General features: G+C 64.6%; 15 protein-coding genes and 1 tRNA gene. 3 read left to right on the top strand and 13 right to left on the bottom strand.

Going from position 1 to position 20,813, the window contains the following annotated elements:
• Position 1: 1 nt before the first annotated feature.
• Both F599_RS15840 and F599_RS0104690 read right to left on the bottom strand, forming a co-directional pair.
• Positions 2-145, bottom strand: coding sequence for a hypothetical protein (locus F599_RS15840; RefSeq protein ID WP_211209068.1), 144 nt, complete (start codon positions 143-145; stop codon positions 2-4).
• Positions 146-382: 237 nt separating this feature from the next.
• Positions 383-1,177, bottom strand: a complete 795-nt coding sequence (locus F599_RS0104690; RefSeq protein WP_019542368.1) for a MurR/RpiR family transcriptional regulator — start codon at positions 1,175-1,177, stop codon at positions 383-385.
• A gap of 359 nt (positions 1,178-1,536) precedes the next feature.
• On the opposite strand from F599_RS0104690, the gene F599_RS0104685 reads away from it, so the two are divergent.
• Positions 1,537-1,613, top strand: a tRNA-Val gene (locus tag F599_RS0104685).
• Between the two features lie 416 nt (positions 1,614-2,029).
• Here the strand turns inward: F599_RS0104685 and F599_RS0104680 are convergent.
• The 6 genes from F599_RS0104680 to F599_RS0104655 form a co-directional block, all read right to left on the bottom strand.
• The gene (locus tag F599_RS0104680; protein WP_019542367.1) at positions 2,030-4,051 is read right to left on the bottom strand and encodes an OPT family oligopeptide transporter; all 2,022 of its coding nucleotides are present in this window, start codon (positions 4,049-4,051) and stop codon (positions 2,030-2,032) included.
• A 402-nt stretch (positions 4,052-4,453) separates the two neighbouring features.
• Positions 4,454-5,689 (bottom strand): phenylacetate--CoA ligase family protein, encoded by a 1,236-nt coding sequence (locus F599_RS0104675; protein WP_019542366.1) that lies wholly within the window; start codon positions 5,687-5,689, stop codon positions 4,454-4,456.
• Positions 5,690-6,024: 335 nt separating this feature from the next.
• On the bottom strand, positions 6,025-6,612 hold the full coding sequence (locus tag F599_RS0104670; protein ID WP_019542365.1) for an indolepyruvate oxidoreductase subunit beta: 588 nt from the start codon (positions 6,610-6,612) through the stop codon (positions 6,025-6,027).
• Positions 6,612-8,498: an indolepyruvate ferredoxin oxidoreductase subunit alpha gene (gene iorA / locus F599_RS0104665; RefSeq protein WP_019542364.1), complete on the bottom strand. Its 1,887-nt coding sequence runs from the start codon at positions 8,496-8,498 to the stop codon at positions 6,612-6,614. The genes F599_RS0104670 and iorA overlap by 1 nt, the downstream gene beginning before the upstream one ends.
• A 229-nt stretch (positions 8,499-8,727) precedes the next feature.
• A complete protein-coding gene (locus F599_RS0104660; protein WP_244869333.1) occupies positions 8,728-9,624 on the bottom strand; it encodes a polysaccharide deacetylase family protein in 897 nt (298 codons plus the stop codon).
• A complete protein-coding gene (locus F599_RS0104655; protein WP_019542362.1) occupies positions 9,621-10,520 on the bottom strand; it encodes a deoxyribonuclease IV in 900 nt (299 codons plus the stop codon). Before F599_RS0104655 ends, F599_RS0104660 begins: the two co-directional genes overlap by 4 nt.
• 226 nt (positions 10,521-10,746) lie before the next feature.
• Between F599_RS0104655 and F599_RS0104650 the strand changes: the two genes are divergently transcribed.
• Positions 10,747-11,733, top strand: a complete 987-nt coding sequence (locus F599_RS0104650) for a LysR family transcriptional regulator (RefSeq protein ID WP_244869332.1) — start codon at positions 10,747-10,749, stop codon at positions 11,731-11,733.
• Between the two features lie 155 nt (positions 11,734-11,888).
• The gene (locus F599_RS0104645) at positions 11,889-13,688 is read left to right on the top strand and encodes a phosphoethanolamine transferase (protein WP_019542360.1); all 1,800 of its coding nucleotides are present in this window, start codon (positions 11,889-11,891) and stop codon (positions 13,686-13,688) included.
• Between the two features lie 68 nt (positions 13,689-13,756).
• Here the strand turns inward: F599_RS0104645 and F599_RS0104640 are convergent, their stop codons facing one another.
• The 5 genes from F599_RS0104640 to F599_RS0104620 are packed head-to-tail and all read right to left on the bottom strand — an operon-like array spanning position 13,757 to position 20,716.
• A complete protein-coding gene (locus tag F599_RS0104640; RefSeq protein WP_019542359.1) occupies positions 13,757-17,107 on the bottom strand; it encodes an ATP-binding protein in 3,351 nt (1,116 codons plus the stop codon).
• Entirely contained in the window at positions 17,094-17,897 is an 804-nt protein-coding gene (locus tag F599_RS13610) for a DUF4194 domain-containing protein (RefSeq protein WP_019542358.1), read from the bottom strand. The genes F599_RS0104640 and F599_RS13610 overlap by 14 nt, the downstream gene beginning before the upstream one ends.
• On the bottom strand, positions 17,894-19,405 hold the full coding sequence (locus tag F599_RS13605) for a DUF3375 domain-containing protein (RefSeq protein ID WP_019542357.1): 1,512 nt from the start codon (positions 19,403-19,405) through the stop codon (positions 17,894-17,896). The genes F599_RS13610 and F599_RS13605 overlap by 4 nt, the downstream gene beginning before the upstream one ends.
• 40 nt (positions 19,406-19,445) lie before the next feature.
• On the bottom strand, positions 19,446-19,940 hold the full coding sequence (locus tag F599_RS0104625) for an NUDIX hydrolase (RefSeq protein ID WP_019542356.1): 495 nt from the start codon (positions 19,938-19,940) through the stop codon (positions 19,446-19,448).
• Positions 19,941-19,951: 11 nt separating this feature from the next.
• On the bottom strand, positions 19,952-20,716 hold the full coding sequence (locus tag F599_RS0104620) for a TSUP family transporter (RefSeq protein ID WP_026327821.1): 765 nt from the start codon (positions 20,714-20,716) through the stop codon (positions 19,952-19,954).
• Between the last annotated feature and the right edge of the window lie 97 nt (positions 20,717-20,813).

The raw sequence follows: 20,813 nt of genomic DNA, 5'->3' as shown, positions 1-20,813 counted from the left end.
CTTACCTCCGTTTCTCATAAAGGCCTGACGCCCGCGCGTCTGCCGCCCGCGCCTGCACCCGTTCCCGCTTCGACGCGCGGAACGCTTCCCAGGCGCGGCGACCGACACCGCTTGCTTCAAATCCCCTGCGAAACCGCCGATCCATTCAGCAGTTCCCTGCGGAAGCACCGATTCATTCAGCGCTTCTTGATGTTTGAGAATCTAAATCATTGCTTTGCTTGGCAGCCTTCGGCATCCTGCCTCCCGGCTCCCCAGACAAGATATCTTATGACTAAAGAATACAAAAAAAGAGCCGCGAAATCAATAGTTCCGCGGCTTTTGGGCACGTCCGCGCAGAGGACGCAATTTGTTACATTTTATGAAAATCAATACGAGTGTACTGTCATCGCGCCTTATCCTGCGGCTCCTCCATCTCTTTCTGGTGGAGATACATACGATACTTGACATACCAAATCTCGAGCAGCAGGAAATACGGCATCATCGACTGGAACGGCGGCCGACCGTCATCCTCTTTATAGAGCTGGAAGCGCGCCGGAGACACGTAGAGATTGACCGTCGAGAGGCTCGCGAGCGTATTGTCGTGCAGCTTCGTAATCGAGATGAGCGGAATATCGCGCAGCTGGAGCTGCTGCGCAAAGTCCGTGACATTCGGCGACTCGCCGGAGAACGAAACGAATATGAAGCAATCGTCCTTCGTGACATTCTGCACGGTGGCATTGAACTCCTCACGCCCGCGAATCTCATAGATGAGCACATTATCATAGAAAAAGAGCCGTTTGAGCTCCTGCACGACGTTGCTCTGCACATATCCCGAGGCATACGTGAAGATGCGGTTCGCCTCGTGGACGAGCTTGCTCGCCGCGTCGAAATTGCGCGCCATGAGCTTCTGCCCCGTCTGGATATAGAAATTCCCGAGGTCTTTCAGTACATCCTCATGGTAGACCTCCCCCGTCGCCTCCTCCATCTTGAGCACGGCCTTGAGCTCACCGAAGCCGTCAAGGCCGAGCTTCTGGGCAAAGCGGACGATGGTCGTCGATGACACCGAGCAGGCGCGCGCGAGCTCGTGAATGGAAATATGACGCACCGTCTGCCGATGCATCACGATATACTTCCAAATGACCATATCTGTGGCATTGAGATCCTGCTTGTGTTTGTTGATGATTTCATCTAGCTGCATAGCGATTCCCCCAACGATAAGACCCTCATGACCGGCAAAGGACTTTTAAATCTATATACCTCTGCCATCCTACTCCTTACTCTACATTATAGCGCAAAAACATTAATAGATAATAATAAGTAGGAATAAATCCCCAAAACAGCCGCAGCACGAAGGCCACGCGACAGAACGATGCATCGCATTCCATGCTGGCTGCGCAGAATCGCATAAGACAACAACGCCTCTTGCAGGCGGATAGAACGGAGCAAAGCCATCTCCGCACGTCCGTTCCGCGACTACAGCAAAGCCGCAATTTTTTCAAAAAAAGTGTTGACAAAAACGATGTCTGCCACTATAATAAGTCTTGTCGTTAAGACATCGGGGTTATAGCTCAGTTGGTTAGAGTGTCTCGTTGACATCGAGGAGGTCACAAGTTCGAATCTTGTTAACCCCACCATTTGAACTTCCAAGAGGCCGTGAAGCATGCCAAAGCATTTGCTTCACGGTCTCTTTTATATTATGGGCGAGCAAAGGAGACGCACCATGCCGTGCTTCCTCGCTCCTGCCTTGGCGTACGAATCATCCGCGCAGCGGATGTCGTGCGTCGGATGTGCAGCAAACTCAACGCACAAACGTCCACTTCGCGGACATTGTGCGCCCGTCCTTGGAGGATTTCCAGCCAATCGCGCTGCGCCTGCGGCTTGCGCTCTTGGGGATTTACATAGTAAAAGCGGTCCGCTGACCATTTCTGGAAAGCGGACCGCCTTTTTTGCAGGGTACGAAAGGACGCGCCTCGAAGTCAAACCGCAAAGCCAACATCACGGGGCGTTTCGCAGCGCGCCTGCGAGAAAAGAACACAGCCAAGACACCGGCTCAGCGCTTGCCGCTGAGCACAACCTTGGAGAAAATCACGAGAAACGCCGCAAAGACGGCGAGGCCGAGGTATTCAGCCGTCGCGGCGAAATCCTTGCCGACGAGTGCGAGCGGTGCCTCGCTGCCGCCGTTCGTGACGGAGACGACGATGATGCCTGCGAGCACGACGCCGACGATGGACTCGCCGACGATGAGGCCCGACGCGAAGAGCGTGCCGCGGCGGCTGCCCGCGCGCTCAGCCTCTTTGCCGCCGCGCGCGCGCAGATGCTTCTTGAGGAAGTAGCCGAGCACAGCGCCGACGACGAGCGGCGTCTGCACGGAGGGCGGCAGATAGATGCCCATGCCGACGGCGAGCGGCGGCAGGCAGAGGCTCCGCATCGTGCGGCGCAGCACGCGGTCGACGACGACGAGCACGACGCCGAGCGCCAGGCCGATGTAGATGTACTCCCAGTGGAGCGAGCTCGAGAAAATGCCCTGCGCGATCGTCGTCATGAGGGCCGCCTGCGGCGCTGCGAGCGCCTGCGCCGGATCCATGCCAGGACGCGGCATGGCGCCCGGGAAGCCGTAGGCCTCATAGAGCAGATTCAGCACCGGCGCGATGACGAGCGCGCCGACGATGCAGCCGAGCAGCAGCGCGACCTGCTGACACCAAGGCGTCGCGCCGACGAGATAGCCCGTCTTGAGATCCTGCATGTTGTCGTTCGAGATGCAGGCGATCGCCATGATGATGGACGTCGTGAAGATCGCCGTCGCCGTCGCGAACTTCTCGCCGCCCGGCAGCGCGAAGATGCCGAACGACTCGCAGAGCGCGTACATCACGAGCGACGCCACGATGATGGCGAGGATGCCGATGCCCGAGATCGGGCTCGAGCTCGTGCCGACGAGACCCGCCATATAGGCGCAGGCCGCGGCGACGAAGAAGCCCATGAGCACGGCGACGCCGACGCCGACGACCGTGAACGTCAGCGTCTCGCCCGCCGGCAGCTGCTCCGGCGAGACGAACGCGTAGAAGATCGCGAGCAGGCCTACGACCGTCACGAGGAACACGAGCCCGACGCTCTTCGCGCTCATGTCGATGTCCATGCGTTGCTTGCCCTTATCCGCGTCTGGCATACGCACGGCCGCGAGCGACTCGCGCACGCCGTCGATGACCGGACGCGCGAGCATGAGCAGAGTCCAGACAGCCGCGACGCCCATCGCGCCCGCGCCGATGAGGCGCACGCGCTCCTGATAGACGGCGCCCGCGAATTTCTGCAGCGTCATGCCATCCGGCACCGTGCCCGTCATCGTATAGTACGGCACGAAGCCCGCCCACGCGATGAGGATGCCGACGAGCATCGAGAGGCCCGCCGCGATGCCGATGAGGTAGCCCGCGCCGACGAGCGCCGTCGAGTAGCCGAGCGGCATCTGCGTCATGCCGCGTCCGACATGCACCCAGAGCGACAGCTGGGAGCCGAGCACCTGAAACGCGTTCGTGAACAGCGTGATGAGTCCTGCCACGAAACCGCCCGAAGCGATCTCGCGGATGCCGGATCCCCCGCCGCTCTTGCCGCCCGACGTGCTGCCGACCTTCAGGATCTCAGCCGCCGCGACGCCCTCCGGGTACGCGAGGTCGCTGTGCACGACCATCGCGCGGCGCAGCGGGATCGTGAAGAGCACGCCGAGGCAGCCGCCGCAGGCCGACACGATGAGCGTCTGCCAGAACTCGAAGCCCTGCCAGTAGCCAATCATGAGCATGCCCGGGATGATGAAGATGATGGCAGACAGCGTACCGGCTGCGGACGCCTGCGTCTGCACCATGTTGTTCTCGAGAATGTTGGATCCCTTCGCCATCTTGAGAATGGCCATGGAGATCACCGCTGCCGGGATGGCCGACGAGAAGGTCAGCCCGACCTTGAGTCCGAGGTAGACATTCGACGCCGTGAAAATCACCGTGAGAATCGCGCCGAGCACCATGCCGCGGACTGTGAGCTCCGGCAGCCGAAGCTCGTGCTGCATGAACTCATTTTCTTCCGTTTGCATTTGAAAAACTCCTCTGATAAAAAATTGCTGGAAAATCGCTGCCGACCGGCCTGCCCCCACGAGCAAAACCGCGCCAATCCCCTCGCGCGGCAAGCGTCCGAAGCGGCCTGCCGGATCCGGCAGCGACTCCCCTTCGAAATGGCATCCCGTCCCCATCTACATGCCATTCCCTCATTTGTCCTTTCCTAATGGACAAATCATAAACATTATTATAGCATAAATTCTCAATTTGTAAACGGTTACCTTCGTTTATACAATAAAAAAGCAGATTATCCCAATTGTAAATCGGAACAATCTGCCACATCATCAAAAGAAAAATCAGATTTCTGTCTCTCTCAAACAAGCGATAGTCTTTTTCAGGTGAATCTATTCTGAATGTACATCCTTTGTTTTTCTAATGGATTACTGATATCTCGTATCGATAACACGCTTCGTCTTTTTCTCTGAGCGCGGCAAGACGCCGATCTCGACGACCTTCACGAGCGGCGTGAAACCGATGCGGCTCTTGACGCGCTCCGCGATGCGCTTCGCGAGGTCGAGGAAATCGACGCTGCCGTTCGTCTCGACATAGAGGCGCATCGTGTCCTTGCCTTCGAGATGCGAGATATGGATCTGGTACTCGCTCGACACCTCGGGGAACGTCCTCAGGATCTCCTCGATCTGGCTCGGGAAGAGATTGACACCCTTGATCTTCACCATGTCGTCCGTGCGCCCCTGGATCGTGTCGATGCGCGGGAAGCGGCTGCCGCACGGGCAGTCGCCCGGCAGGATACGCGAGAGATCGTGCGTGCGGAAGCGGATGAGCGGTGCGCCCTCCTTGCGCAGCGTCGTGATGACGATCTCGCCCCACTCGCCGTCCGGCAGGTTCTCGCCCGTCTGCGGGTCGATAATCTCGAGGTAGATGTAGTCATCCCAGTAATGGATGCCGTCATGCGCGTCGCAGCTGATGCCGATGCCCGGCCCGTAGATCTCCGTGAGCCCGTAGATATCATACGCCTCAATGCCGAGCTTCTCCTCGATGGAACGGCGCATCTTCTCGCTCCAGCGCTCCGAGCCGATGACGCCCTTGCGCAGGTGGATGCGATCCTTGATACCGCGCGCCTCGATGGCCTCGGCGAGCAGCAGCGCATAGGAGCTCGTCGCGCAGAGCACCGTGCTCTCCATGTCCATCATCATCTGCAGCTGCTTCTCCGTATTGCCCGGCCCCATCGGCACCGCCATCGCGCCGAGCCGCTCGCAGCCCGCCTGAAAGCCGATGCCCGCCGTCCAGAGCCCGTAGCCCGGCGTGATCTGCACGCGGTCGCGGTTCGTCACGCCTGCCATCTCATAGCAGCGCGCGAACTGGATGGCCCAGTCCTCGACATCCTTCGCCGTATAGGGAATGATGACCGGCTTGCCCGTCGTACCGGACGAGGAATGGATGCGCACGATCTTCTCCTCCGGCACGCTCATGAGCCCGAGCGGATACGCATCGCGCAGATCCTTCTTCTCCGAAAACGGTAGCCGGCGAAAATCCTCCGCCGACGCCACGCCATCTACCCCACGCTGCCGCAGGCGATGCCCGTAAAAGCTGTCCGCCCGCAAGAGCTGAGTGATCCGCTCGTTGACGAGCGCAAGCTGTTCTTTTGAAATCTCCATAAATCCAGATGCCTCCCAGAAGCGGCGCACCGCCGCAAATTACCTTCTGCCTCGAATATCCTGCCTCGAACCGTCCCGCCTCGAACCAACTCGTCTCGAACCGTCCCGCCTCCCTACCTCCGCCAGGGCGGCAGGTGCCGGGCAGCGAGCGCAGCAAGGCGCCTATTCGGAGGCACGACAGCCAGCGAGCTTTCCCAGGCCTCCAGCGCCGACGAGAGTGCCGCCGCGCAGCGAGTCGTCCGGTGCTTGTCGCCCGCATCCGCCGCGAAAAGCCGTCCGCCTCGAACCATTCAGCCTAGTGCTCTAGTTCCGCCTCGAACCAGCCGCCCCTTCTTTTATACTCCATGCTCCCTCGCATACCGCAGCGCCTTTTCATTCATCTCGACGAACTGCGGCTTCACCTTCTGCCGGATGGCCGCGCGCACATCCTCCTCCGTGAGGAAATCGAGCGCCCCGCTCGCGAGCGCCGCGCCGAGCATGATGACGTTGAGCGCCTTCGGACTGCCGACCTCGCGCGCGGCGGCCGCCCCGTCGAGCACATGGAGCTCGCGCACCTCGCGCCGCAGATACGCCACCATCTCGCTGCCCGTATAGTCCGTTCCCGCGAGCGCCGCCGTCACCGGCATCACGGGGTGGCTGCTCACGACGAGCGTCCCCGTCTCGCGCAGATACGGCAGCATCCGCACCGCCTCCGCGGGCTCGAACGCGAGCAGGAGATCCGCCGTCCCCTTGCGGATCATCGGACTGTACAGTCCCTCGCCCACGCGCAGATGGCTGAACACCGAGCCGCCCTTCTGCGCCATGCCGATCGTCTCGGCGCTCATGACCTCATAGCCCTTCGCGAGCGATGCCGCCGCGATGAGCTTCGACGCGAGCACCGTTCCCTGCCCGCCAACACCCGTGAGGATGATATTCTTCTGCATCACGCACGGCCTCCTTTCCCCTGCTGCGCACGCTTCGGCTCTCCGCCGCCCGGCAGCCGCGTCACCTCGATGGCATCGAACGGACAGATCTCCGCGCAGATGCCGCAGCCCGTGCACTGGGACATGTCGATGACGACCTTCCCCTCCTCGACCACGATGCCGGGGCAGCCGATCTCACGGATGCACTTCTTGCACTTCCGGCATTTCTCCTGATCGACCGCCGCGCGCCCCAGGGGCTTTACGAGCGCGATGCACGGCGAGCGGAAGATCAGCGCCTTCACGCCCGGCTGCGCCGCGACCTCGCGCACCGCCTCGACGGCGCGCGGCAGATCGAGCGGATCGACCGTGCGCACCGTCCGCACGCCGATGCCCGCGAGCGTTTCCTCGATGGAGACCTTCTCGACCACCTCGCCCATCATCGTGCGTCCCGTGCCGGGATGCGGCTGATGGCCCGTCATCGCCGTCGTTGAATTGTCGAGCACGACGAGCGTCATATCCGCCTGGTTGTACACGCCGTTCACCGCGCCCGGGATGGCCGCCGCGAAGAACGTCGAATCCCCGACGAACGCGAAGCATTTCGTCCCCGCGTCGACGGCGCCGATGCCCTGCGCGATGCCGAGCCCCGCGCCCATGCAGAGGCACGTATCCACCATGTCGAGCGGCATCGCGTTGCCCAGCGTATAGCAGCCGATATCGCCGGCGAAGAGGCATTTCTGCCCCTTCATCGCCTGCTTCACCGCGTAGAACGAGGCGCGGTGCGGACAGCCGGCGCAGAGCACCGGCGGACGCACGACCGCGACCGGCGGCTCCGGCAGCGCGCGCTGCGGGTGCGGCGCGATGCCGAGGAACGCCGCTGCCTCCTCGTACACGCTGTCGCGCGTATTCTCGCCCGCGGCGGGCACATCGCCTGTGAGCTTGCCGCGGATCCTCACGGACAGGTGATACTTCCCACAGAGATACGTGAGCTCCCGCTCGATCACGGGATCGAGCTCCTCGATGCAGAGCACCTCGTCGAGCCCGCGGAGGAACGCGACCGCCTTCTGCTCGGGGAACGGGAACGGCGTCGCGACCTTCAGCAGGCGCGGCAGCCGCTGCGCGTGCCCGGCGACCGCGAACTCGCGCAGCGTCTCTTCAAGATATGTCCACGAGACACCGTGCGACGCGATGCCCTTGCGGCAGTGCACGTCGCCCGCCGTGAGCTCGACGTTGCGCTCATAGCGCGAAAAGACCTGCGTGAGCTCCGCGTTGCGCTGCTCGATGGCCGCGTGCGCGCGCCTCGAGAGCCGCGGAAAGATCACCCAGCGGCCGGGATCGCGCGCGAAGCCCTTTGCCTCGTGCACCGTGTACTCCGCGGGCTCCTTCACTGTGAGCGACGCGTAGCCGTGGTCGACGCGCGTCGTCGGCCGGAAAAAGACCGGCGTATGATATTTCTCCGAGAACTCGAACGCCTCCTGGATCATCTCATACGCCTCCGCGACGCCCGTCGGATCGAAGCACGGCACCTTCGCGAAGCGCGCGAACGTGCGCGTGTCCTGCTCCGTCTGCGACGAGATCGGCCCCGGATCGTCGGCGACGAGCACGACCATGCCGCCCGCGACGCCGAGATACGCGAGACTCATGAGCGGATCGGCCGCGACGTTCAGCCCGACCTGCTTCATCGTCACGAGGGAGCGCGCCCCCGCGTACGCCGCGCCCGCCGCCGCCTCGAGCCCCGTCTTCTCGTTCGTCGACCACTCGACGTGCACGCGCCCGTCCCGGTTCTCCCGCGCGATCGTCTCGAGCACCTCCGTCGACGGCGTGCCCGGATAGCCGCTCACGAAATTCACGCCTGCCGCGAGCGCGCCGAGTCCGATGGCCTCATTGCCCATCAAATACGCTTTCTGCATTCTCCTGTCTCCCCTACACGGAACCGCTGCGCGCGGCTTTCCTGCCGCGCCTCGCGCCCCAGCCGCGCAGACGCGCGGCTCCAGGGCACCTCATTTCATCAGCAGTTCCTTACACAAAATCAAGCATACGCATCCATTATACTATAAAAATCCGCCCGAGGAAAAAGAAAATCCACTCGGCAGGGAGATTCCCGCCGAGCGGATATCATGCGCCGCGCGCTTCCGCGGCTCACCAAGGCTGCGGCGTCATCGGCGTCACGACGCCGAACACATAGCCCTTTTCCCTGAGGAGACGGATGATCTCGGGCAGCGCCTTGACCGTCTCCTCGTGTCCTTCGGAGGAATGCATGAGGATGATGGCCGTGTGCGCCGTCGCCTCGCCCTCCGTCTCGCCCGCGATGTTGTCGATGAAATCCTGCGCGACGGGATGGCCGGGCGCGGCGTCCGCCGAGCTCACGTTCCAGTCGTGCTCGACGTAGCCGTGCACCTTGAGCGCGGGCGCGTAGGCGGCTGTGAAATGGCCGATGCGCCCGCCCGGCGCACGCAGGATGAGCGGGCGCACGCCGAGGATCTCATAGATGATCTCATCCGTCTGCGCCATCTCGCGGAAAAACCCGTCCACCGACGGATAGAGTTTCTCATAGCGGTGGTCGTAGCTGTGGTTGCCGATCGCGTGGCCATCATCGTAGATGCGCCGCAGGACCTCGGGATGCGCCTTCGCCTGCGCGCCCGTGACGTAGAACGTCGCCTTGATGCCCGCCTCCTTGAGCACATCGAGCACCGCCGGCGTATTCTTGTCATCGGGGCCGTCGTCGAACGTCAGATACGCGACCTTGCCCTCGCGGTACGGCGCGAGCTCCGGCAGCGTCACCGCGAGGCCCTGCGCCTGCCGCTCTGCGAGCGTATGCGTGTCATAGACCGGCACGTCAGGCGCCGCAAGCTGCAGATTCGAGAGATCATCCGCCGCCAGCACGCGCGCGGGCTCCTCTGCCGCCGCGCGCTCTGCGTCCTCCTGCGCTGCGCCGTCTCCCGTGTCGTCTCCCGCGCCCGCAGGTGCTCCGCAGCCTGCCGCCGCTACGAGCAGCACGCCAAAGAGCAGCCCGGCCAACCATCGTTTCCCCATCATACTGCGCTCCCTTCCTTTCCTGCAACTTCTGCGGCGCATGCTGAGTGCGCCTCGCCTGATGTCTGCCGCGCCGCGCGCAGCAGCGCGATCTCTCGCGCGTAGCCCGCGTGGTCGTTCGGCGTCTCGAGGATGAACGGCAGGCCGCGCAGCCGCGGATGATTCACGACGCGCGTGAGCGCCGCGAGGCCGATGCAGCCCTCGCCGATACGCGCGTGGCGGTCCTTGCGCGCGCCGCGTTCGTTCAGGCTGTCGTTGAGATGAATGGCGCGCAGCCGCCCGAGCCCGATGACCGCGTCGAACTCGGCGAGCACGCCGTCGAGATCGCCCGCGATATCGTAGCCCGCGTCCCAGACATGGCAGGTATCGAGACAGACGCCCATCTTCTCCCTGCGCTCGACGCGCGCGAGGATGGCCGCGAGCTCCTCGAAGCTCCGTCCGACCTCCGTGCCCTTGCCCGCCATCGTCTCGAGCAGCACCGTCGTATGCTGTTCCGAGCGGAGCACCGCGTTGAGCGCCGCCGCGATGAGCTCGATGCCGCGCGCCGCGCCCTGCCCTACATGGCTGCCCGGATGGAAATTGTAGAGATTCCCCGGCGTCGCCTCGAGACGCGCGAGATCATCCGCGAGCGTCTCCCGCGCGAACGTCCGCAGCGACTCCTTCGCCGCGCAGGCGTTCAGCGTATACGGCGCGTGCGCGACGATTGGCCCGAAGCCCTGCGCGCGCGCAAGCGCGCGAAACGCCGCCACATCCTCCGCAGCGAGCGCCTTCGCGCGGCCGCCGCGCGGATTGCGCGTGAAAAACGCGAGCGTATTCGCGCCGAGCGCGACCGCCTCGCGCCCCATCGCCTCATAGCCCTTCGCGGACGACACATGCGCCCCGATGTAAAATGTCTCCATCCTGTCTCCTCCCCGCAAGCCTGCGCTCCGCCCACGGCAAAACAAGCGCCGCGGGCCATACCTCCCCTATCCTACCACCAACCGCACGCGGCAACAAGACGGCGGCGGGAAAATCCGCGCACCGCCGCTTGCATGCAGGCAATCCACAGGATTTGCCGTTTCTTGCAGGCGAGAATCTGCACCGCCTCGCACCGTCCGCTTGCCGCGCCGCCTGCGCCGTGCTAGGATGGAAACAACAGCCTGGAAGAACGCCCCCGCCAACAGGCATGCCTCTTTCCAGCCGCAGTTCCCGCACAAGATTCCCGAAAGGAACGTGACCGCCATGCTCGACTACCGCGTCAGGACCTTCCTGACCGTCTGCGAAACGATGAACTACACCCAGGCCGCGCATCGCCTCAACATCACCCAGCCCGCCGTCTCCCAGCACATCCGCTGCCTCGAGGCCGCCTACCGCGTCCGCCTCTTCCTCTATGAGGGCAAGCAGCTCACGCTCACGCGCGCCGGCGAGATCCTGCGCCGCCGCCTCACCGCGCTCGAAAACGACGAGCGCGCCCTCCGAGCCGAGCTCTCGAGCCTCCCCGCGGGCATCGAGGAGCTCTCGCTCGGCGTCACGATGACCATCGGCGAATACGCCATCGTCCAGCCGCTCGCCCGCCTCCTCGCCGCGCACCCGGAACTCAACATCCACCTGCGCTTCGCCAACACGCAGCAGCTCCTGCACCTGCTCGACGCCGGCCGCATCCAGCTCGCACTCGTCGAGGGCTACTACCCGAAGGAGCGCTACGCCCACCTGCGCTTCGGCCGCGAGGACTTCATCGGCGTCTGCGCCGCCGCGCACCAGTTCCCAGACGGCGCGCCGCGCGCCTTCTCCGACCTCCTCGCCGAGCGCCTGCTCGTGCGGGAACAGGGCTCCGGTACGCGCGAGATCCTCACGCGCAGCCTCGCGCTCGCGGGCCTGCGCGTGGAGGACTTCCGCCACTTCCTCGAGATCGGCAACATGCACTCCATCCTCTCCCTCCTCGAGGAGGACTGCGGCATCTCCTTCCTCTACCGCATCGCGGCGCAGGACGGCATCGCGCGCGGCGTCCTGCGGGATCTCCCGCTCCCGGGCTTCCCCATCCGGCATGACTTCGACTTCCTCTGGGCGAAAGAAAGCATCTACGGCGGGAAATACCGCCGCCTCTCCGAGGAACTCATCCGCTGCCGCGGCTGAACCAGAGCAGCGCGCCGACGCACGCTCCTCGCTTCACTTGATCGGACTCCTTGACTTTTAATTATTTTCTTATTAGAATCAGTATATGTATCCTCGTTTCCCCGCCTTGAAAACGCAACCTGCAAAGTTGCACGCTATCTCTCCGGGAGGTCCTCATGATCATTCGCAAAAAAACATTCCGCTGTCTAGAGCTCTGCCTGATCCTATGCTTTCTCAGCCTGTGGCTGCTCCCTTCCTTTTCGATTCCCTGCCTCACTCTTTGCATCGGAGGCATCGGAGGCATCGTAGGCTATATGCTCTTCCCCACACGCGCCTTCCTGCAGCGCTGGCTCGTCGGCACCGCGTTCTATGCCTCTGTGCTCCTGCTGCCCATGCTGACGGCACGCACGCAGGCATTCCCCATAGAGCTCTCCCTCATCACACTTGCCTTCAGCATGCTACTCTCCTCCCTCGTCCTTTGCCTTCTGCAACTTTTGGCCAGTTGCGGCCGGAACCTCCTGCTATGCCTCGTACGCTTCACGGCAGCAGTACTCTTCTTCTTCCCACCACTACTCTTCTGGGCATACGGACTGCACACCCACGCGCTCCTGAGTGCCGATACGGTATTGGTGATTCTCCAGACATATCCCGTAGAAGCCCTGCAATACCTCAAGGACACCCTGACGCCGCTGCATTCCGGTCTTCTCGTCGTCCTCCTCTGCCTCCTCTACGCCACAGCCTCCTGGTTTTCCCGCAACTGCGCTGACACATGTCCCCCCCCAAAGAGACGCTATACCGCATTATACTTACTGCTCGTCTGTGTCCTCCTGCCTCACACCTCGAACAACCTCTATGTAACTGTCGTAAACGACACCTCTGAAGCGCTCAAGACACAAGAAACTTTTCTGCAGGCAGCGCCGACGCGGCAGGCGCGCCTGAAAGAGCTCAGTCAGGAGACTCGTCCCGGCCTCTTCGTCCTCGTCATCGGCGAGTCAGAGAACCGGCTTCACATGTCTGCCTACGGCTACGAACGCGATACTACACCTTGGCTGCGCGCCAAGGCAGCGGACGACGATTGCCTTCTTTTCACCAACGCGTATGCTAATTATGTGAGCACAGTCCAAGCGCTCTCCTATGCCCTTACGGAAAAAAACCAGTACATGGACCTGTCCCTGCAGGATGCGGCTACCCTCCCAGAGACGGCGCGGGCCGCGGGAATCCGCACCATCATGCGTAGCAACCAAGGAAAATTTGGCCTGTACTCAACCGCAGTCACTGCAATCGAAGATGAATGCGATGATGCGCTCTGGCTTCATCCCCAGCAGTTTTCCAACCGGGGGCAGGAACGGTTAAATTTCCGTGTGGAAGACGGCGATATCGTAAAGGAACTAAAATCCATCCCTATCGCCTCGACAGACAGAACATTGCTGATCCTTCATCTGAACGGCTCTCATAATCCCTATCCTTGCAGATACCCCGAAGACTTTCACCCCTTCGGCACCGCAACTATCACAGACCAATATGACAATACTGTCGCCTACAATGACAAAATCATGAACCAGATTTACGAGAGCGTCCGCTGGTTTCCCAACTTCCAATGCCTGATTTATCTCTCTGACCACAGCGAGGGCATCGACCATGGGATAATGCACGACAGCAATAGCTATCTCCCGGAAATGACCTATATCCCTTTCTACATCCTCGCTTCGCCGGCCTTCCGCAGCGCTCACCAGGATCAATGGGCCACGCTCGCCTCGCACCGCAGCGCCTATTTCACGAACGATCTCCTCTATGACCTCATATGTTCACTCATGGGCATCCAGACAGGGCACATGCTGCCGGAGAACGACATCGCCAGACCGGAATATGACGCCCGACCGGAACGTTTCCGCACCGAGCACGGCAAGCTTGCCATCACGCCGCCCGCGGTTGCCGAGCCGCAGGGCGGGCAAGCATCGGTTGCATTGGCACCGTGAAAAAGAGCCTCCATTGATAAAGCCTATCAATGGAGGCTCTTCCTGCTATCGCCGAACGAGAACAGTTGTCAGCGCTGCCCCTCCTGCTCCGCCGTGAATTCCTCGATGCTGATGTTCCGGAGATACGAGCGGTGCTGCACGTCGTCCTGCCAGACGAAGCCGACGTGCTGGACGAAGGGGGCGATGGTCGGGATCTTGAGCAGCGGGGTGACGACGAGGAGCTGGAGGTCGAGCTGCTGGAAGAGCTTGAGGCCGAAGCGCGCGGAGGCGTCGGAGCTCTTGAGGAACGCCTCGTCGATGACGGCGAAGCGCAGTGACTGCTCGCCCGCGTGGCTGCCCTCGAGGCCGAAGTTATAGACGATGCTCGCCGCGAGGATGGTGTAGGCGAGCTTTTCCTTCTGCCCGCCGGACTTGCCGCCCGAGTCGGTGAAATGCTCGTACTCCTCACCCGTCTCGCGCCAGCACTCGGCCGCCGCGAAGTCGAACCAGTTGCGCACGTCGACGACCTCGCGCCGCCAGCGCTTGTCCTCCTCGGTGTCGGCGCGCAGGCGCGAGGCGAGCGCCGCGACCTGCGCGTACTGCTGCTCGCCGCAGCCGTCCGGCGCATCGGCGGCCGCCGCCATGCAGGCGTCGAGCGCGCGGCGGAATTCCTGCACCGCACGCACGTGCGTATGCACGCAGGAAATCTCGATGTAGCGGCCCGCGTCGTAGTCGATGCCCTTGAGCGAGGCGTTGATGCTCGCGATGCGTTCCTTGATTTCCTGCGCGCGCAGTTTGAGATTCGCGTAGAAGAGCGCCATCTGGTTGATGGTGTTCTCCTCGAGCAGCGCGCGGAACCGCCGCTCGTACTGAGGCAGGCCGTCGCGCTCGAGATCCTCGAGGAGCGCCTCGTACTCCGCCTGCGCCTCGGGGCGCGGCAGGAGATCGCGCGCCTGCGCGGGGAACGAGCGGTTAAACGCCTCCATCGCTGCCGCGAGGCGGCTCGTCTCCGTCTCGAGCTCCCGCGCCGTCTCGCGTTGCCGCGCCCCGAGCCAGTTCTGGTAACTATTCTGCAGGGACTGCCGCTCCTCGTGTGCGAACGTGCGCCCGCCCCAGGCGTCTGCTGCGTGTGCCGTGAGCAACGGCTCCGCCTTCGCGAGGGCCAGCGCGTCCGTGCGCGCGAGCTCCGCCTGGTCGGCCGCGCGGTCGGCCTGCAGCTGCTCGAGCACGAGCTCGCAGCGACTCAGCGTGCGCTGCCTGCTCTCGATGGCGCGGCGCAGGCCGCTGAGTCGCGTGAGCAGTTCCTGCTCCTCGCCGCGCAGCTTCTGACCCGCGTCATCCTCCGCCCGAAGCGCGGCGATCTCCGCGCGCGCCGTCTGAATATCCCGCGCCACATCGGCCGTATCGATGGCCGTGAACGCAGCGGCTGCAGAGAGGCGCATGCCCGCCTCGCCGCACTGGCGTGCCTTTTTCCGCTGCGCCTTGCAGCGCCGCAGGAGCGCCTTTAAATCCTCGCGCTCCTGCGCCTGATCGGCGGCCTCCTGGCGAAGCGCCTCAACCTTGCGCAGGTTGGAGAAGCCCATGACGTACTGGCGGCGGTCGTCGATGGCGCGGCGGTCGTCCTTCTCATGGCGGCGGCCGCCGGTCTTCACCTGTCCCGCACGCGTGAGCGCATAGTCCTCGGCGCGGAACGCACGCAGCGACTCGCAGCAGGTATGGCGGAACCGCCGCGCGAGCTCCTGCGTGAGCCAGCCCGCGAGCGGGCTCTCCTGCCGCACGGCGAGCTTGCAGCAGGCAGCATCCTCCGAAAGCGCGGAGAAATCCGCGAGCGGCAGCGCGTCCTCCGCGCGGTAATAGACGAGGCGCACGGCGAGGCGATGCTGTTCCATCCAGCCGACGACCTCGCCGTAGTGTGCCTCCGGCACGAGCAACGAGAGCGCGAAGCCGTGCAGCAGACGCTCGAGCGCCCCTTCCCAGGCGCACTCCTCCGCGCGGACCTCCATGAGCTCGCCCGCGAACGGCAGCTCCGCCGCCGCGAGGCCGAGATCCTCCGCGAGCGCGTCGCGCAGGCGCACGAAAGCCGAGGGGATGCTCGACTTGCGCGCGGCCAGCGAGGCAATCTCCTCATCGAGCCGCGCGAGACGCGCCTCGACCTCCTTGAGATTCCCCTGCTGGTCCGCGAGCTCCTCCTCCGCCTGCTCGAGTTCTTCCTCCGCAGCAGCCGCAGCCGCCTGCGCCTGCGCGCGGTTCGCCGCGAACGCCGCCGCCGTCTCCGGCACGGCAAGCCCCAGCACCGCCGCGCTTTCCTCATAGCGCGCGGCGGCCGCGCGCCGGGCTTCCTGCTTTTCCTCGAGCGCTGCGAGCTGCCCCTCGAGTGCCGCGAGACGCGCGCCGCCCTGCTGCGCAAGGCCTGCGCGCACGGCGGCTAGCCTGCGCTCCGCCGCCCGCCGCTCATCCGCGAGCGCGGCAATCTCACCCGAGAGCGTCTGCCGCTGCTGCTCCGCCGCCTCCGCTTGCGCCGCGAGCGCGGCGATATCGCGCCGTGCGAGCCAGGCGGGCAGCACCTCACCCATGCGCTCGTACGTCTCTCGCTCACTGCGCAGCCTGCGGTAGCGCGCACCCGTCTCGCGCACCGGCACGAGGAGCTGCTGCTGCTCCCTGGCCCGCACGACCGAGGCATGCGCCGCCTCGAGATCGCGGAACTGGTGCAGGAGCCCCGCGAGCAGGCCCTCGGCGTCCGGCGTCTCGAGCATGTTCGCGCGCACGAACTCCGTGAGCGAGTCCACCTTCTTCAGAGAGATCGTCTGCTGGAAGAGGTCGAGCGCCTGCTCCTGCCGGATGCCGAAGAGCTTGCGGAAGTCGCGACCGTAGAGCGGATAGTCGTCGTAGGTATGGATGAAATCGTCCGCCTCGAGCCGCTTGCGGAACGCGCGCATATCGCCGCCGAGGCGCGAGAAACGCTCCGCGATGGAGAGCGGCTTTTCCGCGAGCACATAGAGGCGCGACGGCGTCGCCGCACTCTCCGACTTGTACCAGAAAACCTGTGCGAGCGTGACCGAGCGGCCGAAATTCTCGTCGGTGAACACGCCGAGGATCACGCTGTATTCCCGCTTGTCGCGCAGCGCCTCGGGGCGGCTCGTCCCCTCCGCCGTCGAATGGTGCGCGTAGTAGCCGCGCACGTAGGAGCTCAGACTGCGCTCCTTTGCACTCGCGTCCGCCGCCTTGTTGTAGGTGATGCGGCGCGGCGGCACGAGCAGCGTGATGATGGCGTCGACGAGCGTCGATTTGCCCGAGCCGACATCGCCCGTGAGCAGCGACGTCGCGCCCTCGGGCGCGAGCGACCAGACCTCGCCGTCAAACGTGCCCCAGTTGTAGACCTCGAGCCGCGCGAGGCGGAACCCGAGCTGCGGCGGGCGCGCCGCCTCCTCAAACAAGTCCATCGTCATCCTCCTCTTTCTCCGCGATTCTCAGCCCCCGCGGCCGCGTCTTCCCTGCCGTCATGAGCGGCAGCGTCGTTTCCTCCGGCGTATGCTCCGGCGCATGCGGCTGCGCCGTTTCCTCCGGCCTCTCTTCTGCCGACGTGCGCGGCAGCGCTGTCTCTTCCGGTGCCTCCTCTGCCGGCGCGAGCGACAGAGCCGCCTCCTCTGACGGCTCCGCCGCGATCTCTTGCTGCGCGGCGCCGTAGGCGCGGTACTGCGCGAGCCGCTCGGAGAACTCCTCGAGCCACGCGCCCGTAACGAAGCTGCGCAGGAGCGGCAGCACCTCATAGGCATCCTCGCCCGCGAGGCGGTGCAAAAAGCCCAGCGACGCCGCGCGCTCCGCCTGCTGGCGCACGCGCGCGAGGAACCGCACCCGATCCGTCACCTGCGGGAAGAACGGCGCGAGGATCTCCGCCATCTGCGCGCTCGAGAGGATGAGGCGGCTGTCTCCCTCGAGCGCGTCGTACTCGCCGAGCCGCTTCCGCAGGAGCAGCAGGAGTAGGCTCAATGGATAGCTGAGCTGCGTGCGCGCCATGAGCCGCGGCACGCCGGACGCCTCATCCTGGCGCAAGTACGCGTACTCATCCGCTGCGTCCACCGTGAGCAGGAGCCCGAGCCGATGGAAATACTCCTTGAGCGCCTGCTCCTGTGCGCATATCGTCTGATAGAGCGCCTCATCCGCGCGCCGCTCGACGACGCCGCGCAGGAGCGCTACCGCCGCGCGCGAAAACTCCAGATCTTCCTCGTTCACTGCTTACCGCCTTTCTCCTCTGCCGGATAAAACACGACCTCTTCGCACCGCGCGCGCAGGCGATGCCCCGCCTGCTCATACGCGACAGACGCGAGCGGCACCGCCGTCCGCTGCACCGCCCCTGCCTGATGCCCCGCGAGCACGAAATACGCGAGCAGCTCGGAAAGGCCCTGCGTGAGCGGATGGCGCGCGAGCACCTCCGTGAGCGTCACGGCGCGCCCGCCCGCGGCCACCCGCGCCTCCTCGATATAGCCGCGCAGCGCCCTGCGGTCGACATGCGGCTGCGAGAGCGCGCGACCAAGCGCCTCCCTGCCGCGCGCCGCCCCCGCCGCCTGCTCGCCGCCCGCAAGCGCATGGTCGCGCAGGCGCAGGCGGAACGGCGGCTGGAAGAGCCGGCGGTCGAGCGGCAGATTGACCGCCGCGCGCGGCAGATCGATGGCGAGGAACTCTCCCTGCGGCGGCGCCTCGCGCACCGCCATCGCCGCGCCCTCGAGGGACTGGATGCGGCGGAAGATCGCGCGCTCCTGCGTGAGGAACCGCTCGTCCACATAGCGGCGCAGCTGACGCGAGAGCTGCGCGATCGTCTGCTGCACCGCCGCCGCGCCGCGGATCCACGTGCGCGGCAGATCCTCGAGCCTCGCGCCGTCCACCGCCGCGAGGTCTTTTAGCTCCGGCACGCGCGCGACCTCCTCGAGCAGACGCGCGAGCGACGCCTGCTCCTCCGGCTGCATGAGGAACTGCCAGAAGAGCGCGAAGCTCCGCCCCTGCGGCGACTCGCGGATGACATCCCCCTGCGCGAACACACGCCGCAAAAGCTCGCCCTTGCCCTCCTGCCACGTCACGACTTCCTGCATGAGCCCGCGCTCGAGCGCGGAGAACTCCTCCTCGAGCGCGCGGAAATCGCGCACGATGCCCGCTGCCGTCTCGCGCGCCTGCTGGTAGCGCTCGCGCACCTGCCCCGCCGTGAGCCGCGGCCGTACCTTTCCCGTGCGCCGCAGCTCCGAGAGCTCCGCGTCGATCTCCGCGCGCCGCGCGAGGAGCCGCTGCTCCCGCCGTCCGGCATCCTCGTCGCGGTCCTCCGCGATCTCATCGAGCAGCGAGACCACCGTGCGCAGGCGTGACTCCGTGCCGAGCACCTCCTCGCGCGTCAGCGAGCGCACGAACCCCACCGCCTGCTCCGCAGCCGCCGTGAGATCGTAGCAGGGCACATCGTCCGCCCCGTGGAACCGCGTGAGCCAGCCGTGCTCCGCGTCCGCCCACGCGAGCAGATACGCGCGCGCCGGGCGCAGCAGGCCCTCGCCCGCCGCCTGCTGCACCTCGCCGAGATACGCCTCGAGATCGCGCAGGAGCTCCGCCTCCGGGATGGCGCGGCGCCCCGGCCGCAGGAACTCCCGCTCGAAAAACGACACGATAAAAGCAGCCTGATCCGCTGCGAGGAGCCGCCAGGCGGCATGCCCCTGACGCAGGGCGCGCAGGCTGCTGTAGAGACTGACATCCGTTTCGTTCAATGTTTCCTCCTGAAAATTCCGGAACACGCAAGACCGCCGCTCAAGGCAGCGGCCTACCGTCAAGCGCCTTTTCGACGAGCGCGTCGCCCTCATACCGCAGCTTCAACGAGAAGAACGGCCGCTCCGCCGCGAGCAGGCGGAAGAAGATCTTGTCCCCCTCCCAGAGGGGCAGGCGGCAGACCGCCTCCTTCTTCACCCAGGCGAGCCGCCCCTCATCGCAGTCCTCCGGCCCGGCGAGCTCGCCATGCCAGGCGTCCGCCGTGTAGAGGAACATGTACTCCGTCTGCCACGCATCCGACGAGAACGTGATGACGCCGCGCAGCCGGTAGCAATCGAGCACGACGCCCGCCTCCTCGCGCACCTCGCGCAGCAGACATTCCTCCGGACTCTCGTCCGGCTCGAAATGGCCGCCGACGCCCACCCACTTGTCATGGTTGATATCGTGCGCCTTCTTCACGCGGTGCATCATGAGATACGCACCGTCGCGCTCGAGATAGCAGAGCGTCGTGAGATTCGTCTTCTTCCTGCCTTTCACCTGCCCACCTCCTATTTCAGCAAGTCAATGATCTGCTTGCCGATGAGCACCGTCGTCATCACGATGAAGAGCGGACGCACATAGCCCGTGCCCTTTTTGAGCGCCATGTGCGCGCCGCACCAGGCGCCCACGATCATCGAGAGCCCCATCGGCAGCGCATACGAGAAATCAATGAGTCCCAGAATGCCGAACATCACGACGCCCGCGATATTGCTCGCGAAATTGAGCGCGCGCGCGTTCGCCGCCGCCCCGAGGAAATCAAATCCCACGAGCAGGAACGAAAAGAGCAGGAAAGAGCCCGTACCGGGGCCGAAAAAGCCATCGTAGAAACCGAACGAGAACGCCACGCACCCAGAGAGCAGGAGCATCCGGCGCGTCATGCCGTGGTAGCGGTTCTCCCGCCCCCAGTCCTTCTTGAGCACGCTGTAGACGAGCACGACCGCGAGCATGACGACGACGAGCGGCCGCAGCACGTCCGGCGAGATCTGCCGCACGACGAGCACGCCGGCCGCCGAACCGATGAGCGAGAGCGGGAACAGCCGGCGGATGAGCCAGCCGTTCACGCGCCCCGAGCGCACGAACGTCGCGAAACTCGCGAGCGCGCCCATCACGGCTGCCGCCTTGTTCGTGCCGAGCGCGAGATGCGGCGGCAGACCGATCCAGAGCAGCGCGGGCAGCGAGATCAGACCGCCGCCGCCGACCACCGAGTCGATGAACGCCGCGCCGAATCCGAACACGACGAGGAATGCCAATAGTTCCGGTGAAAGCGTCTCCATGAAATCCTCCTTTTCGCGCGTCCCGCAGGACGCGACGCAAAATCTACCTGCAAGCTGCCTGCCGCGCAGCGCACACGCATGCGGCAATGTCAGCGCG

The organism is Selenomonas bovis DSM 23594 (genome assembly GCF_000381005.1).
Lineage (GTDB): Bacteria > Bacillota > Negativicutes > Selenomonadales > Selenomonadaceae > Selenomonas_C > Selenomonas_C bovis.
This window is presented reverse-complemented; position numbering and strand designations above follow the sequence as displayed.

Bases quoted from the DNA above. Each gene is read 5' to 3' on its own strand.
- F599_RS15840 (WP_211209068.1), bottom strand. From the start codon at position 145: ATGGATCGGCGGTTTCGCAGGGGATTTGAAGCAAGCGGTGTCGGTCGC.
- F599_RS0104690 (WP_019542368.1), bottom strand. From the start codon at position 1,177: ATGCAGCTAGATGAAATCATCAACAAACACAAGCAGGATCTCAATGCC.
- F599_RS0104680 (WP_019542367.1), bottom strand. From the start codon at position 4,051: ATGCAAACGGAAGAAAATGAGTTCATGCAGCACGAGCTTCGGCTGCCG.
- F599_RS0104675 (WP_019542366.1), bottom strand. From the start codon at position 5,689: ATGGAGATTTCAAAAGAACAGCTTGCGCTCGTCAACGAGCGGATCACT.
- F599_RS0104670 (WP_019542365.1), bottom strand. From the start codon at position 6,612: ATGCAGAAGAATATCATCCTCACGGGTGTTGGCGGGCAGGGAACGGTG.
- iorA (WP_019542364.1), bottom strand. From the start codon at position 8,498: ATGCAGAAAGCGTATTTGATGGGCAATGAGGCCATCGGACTCGGCGCG.
- F599_RS0104660 (WP_244869333.1), bottom strand. From the start codon at position 9,624: ATGATGGGGAAACGATGGTTGGCCGGGCTGCTCTTTGGCGTGCTGCTC.
- F599_RS0104655 (WP_019542362.1), bottom strand. From the start codon at position 10,520: ATGGAGACATTTTACATCGGGGCGCATGTGTCGTCCGCGAAGGGCTAT.
- F599_RS0104650 (WP_244869332.1), top strand. From the start codon at position 10,747: ATGGAAACAACAGCCTGGAAGAACGCCCCCGCCAACAGGCATGCCTCT.
- F599_RS0104645 (WP_019542360.1), top strand. From the start codon at position 11,889: ATGATCATTCGCAAAAAAACATTCCGCTGTCTAGAGCTCTGCCTGATC.
- F599_RS0104640 (WP_019542359.1), bottom strand. From the start codon at position 17,107: ATGGACTTGTTTGAGGAGGCGGCGCGCCCGCCGCAGCTCGGGTTCCGC.
- F599_RS0104620 (WP_026327821.1), bottom strand. From the start codon at position 20,716: ATGGAGACGCTTTCACCGGAACTATTGGCATTCCTCGTCGTGTTCGGA.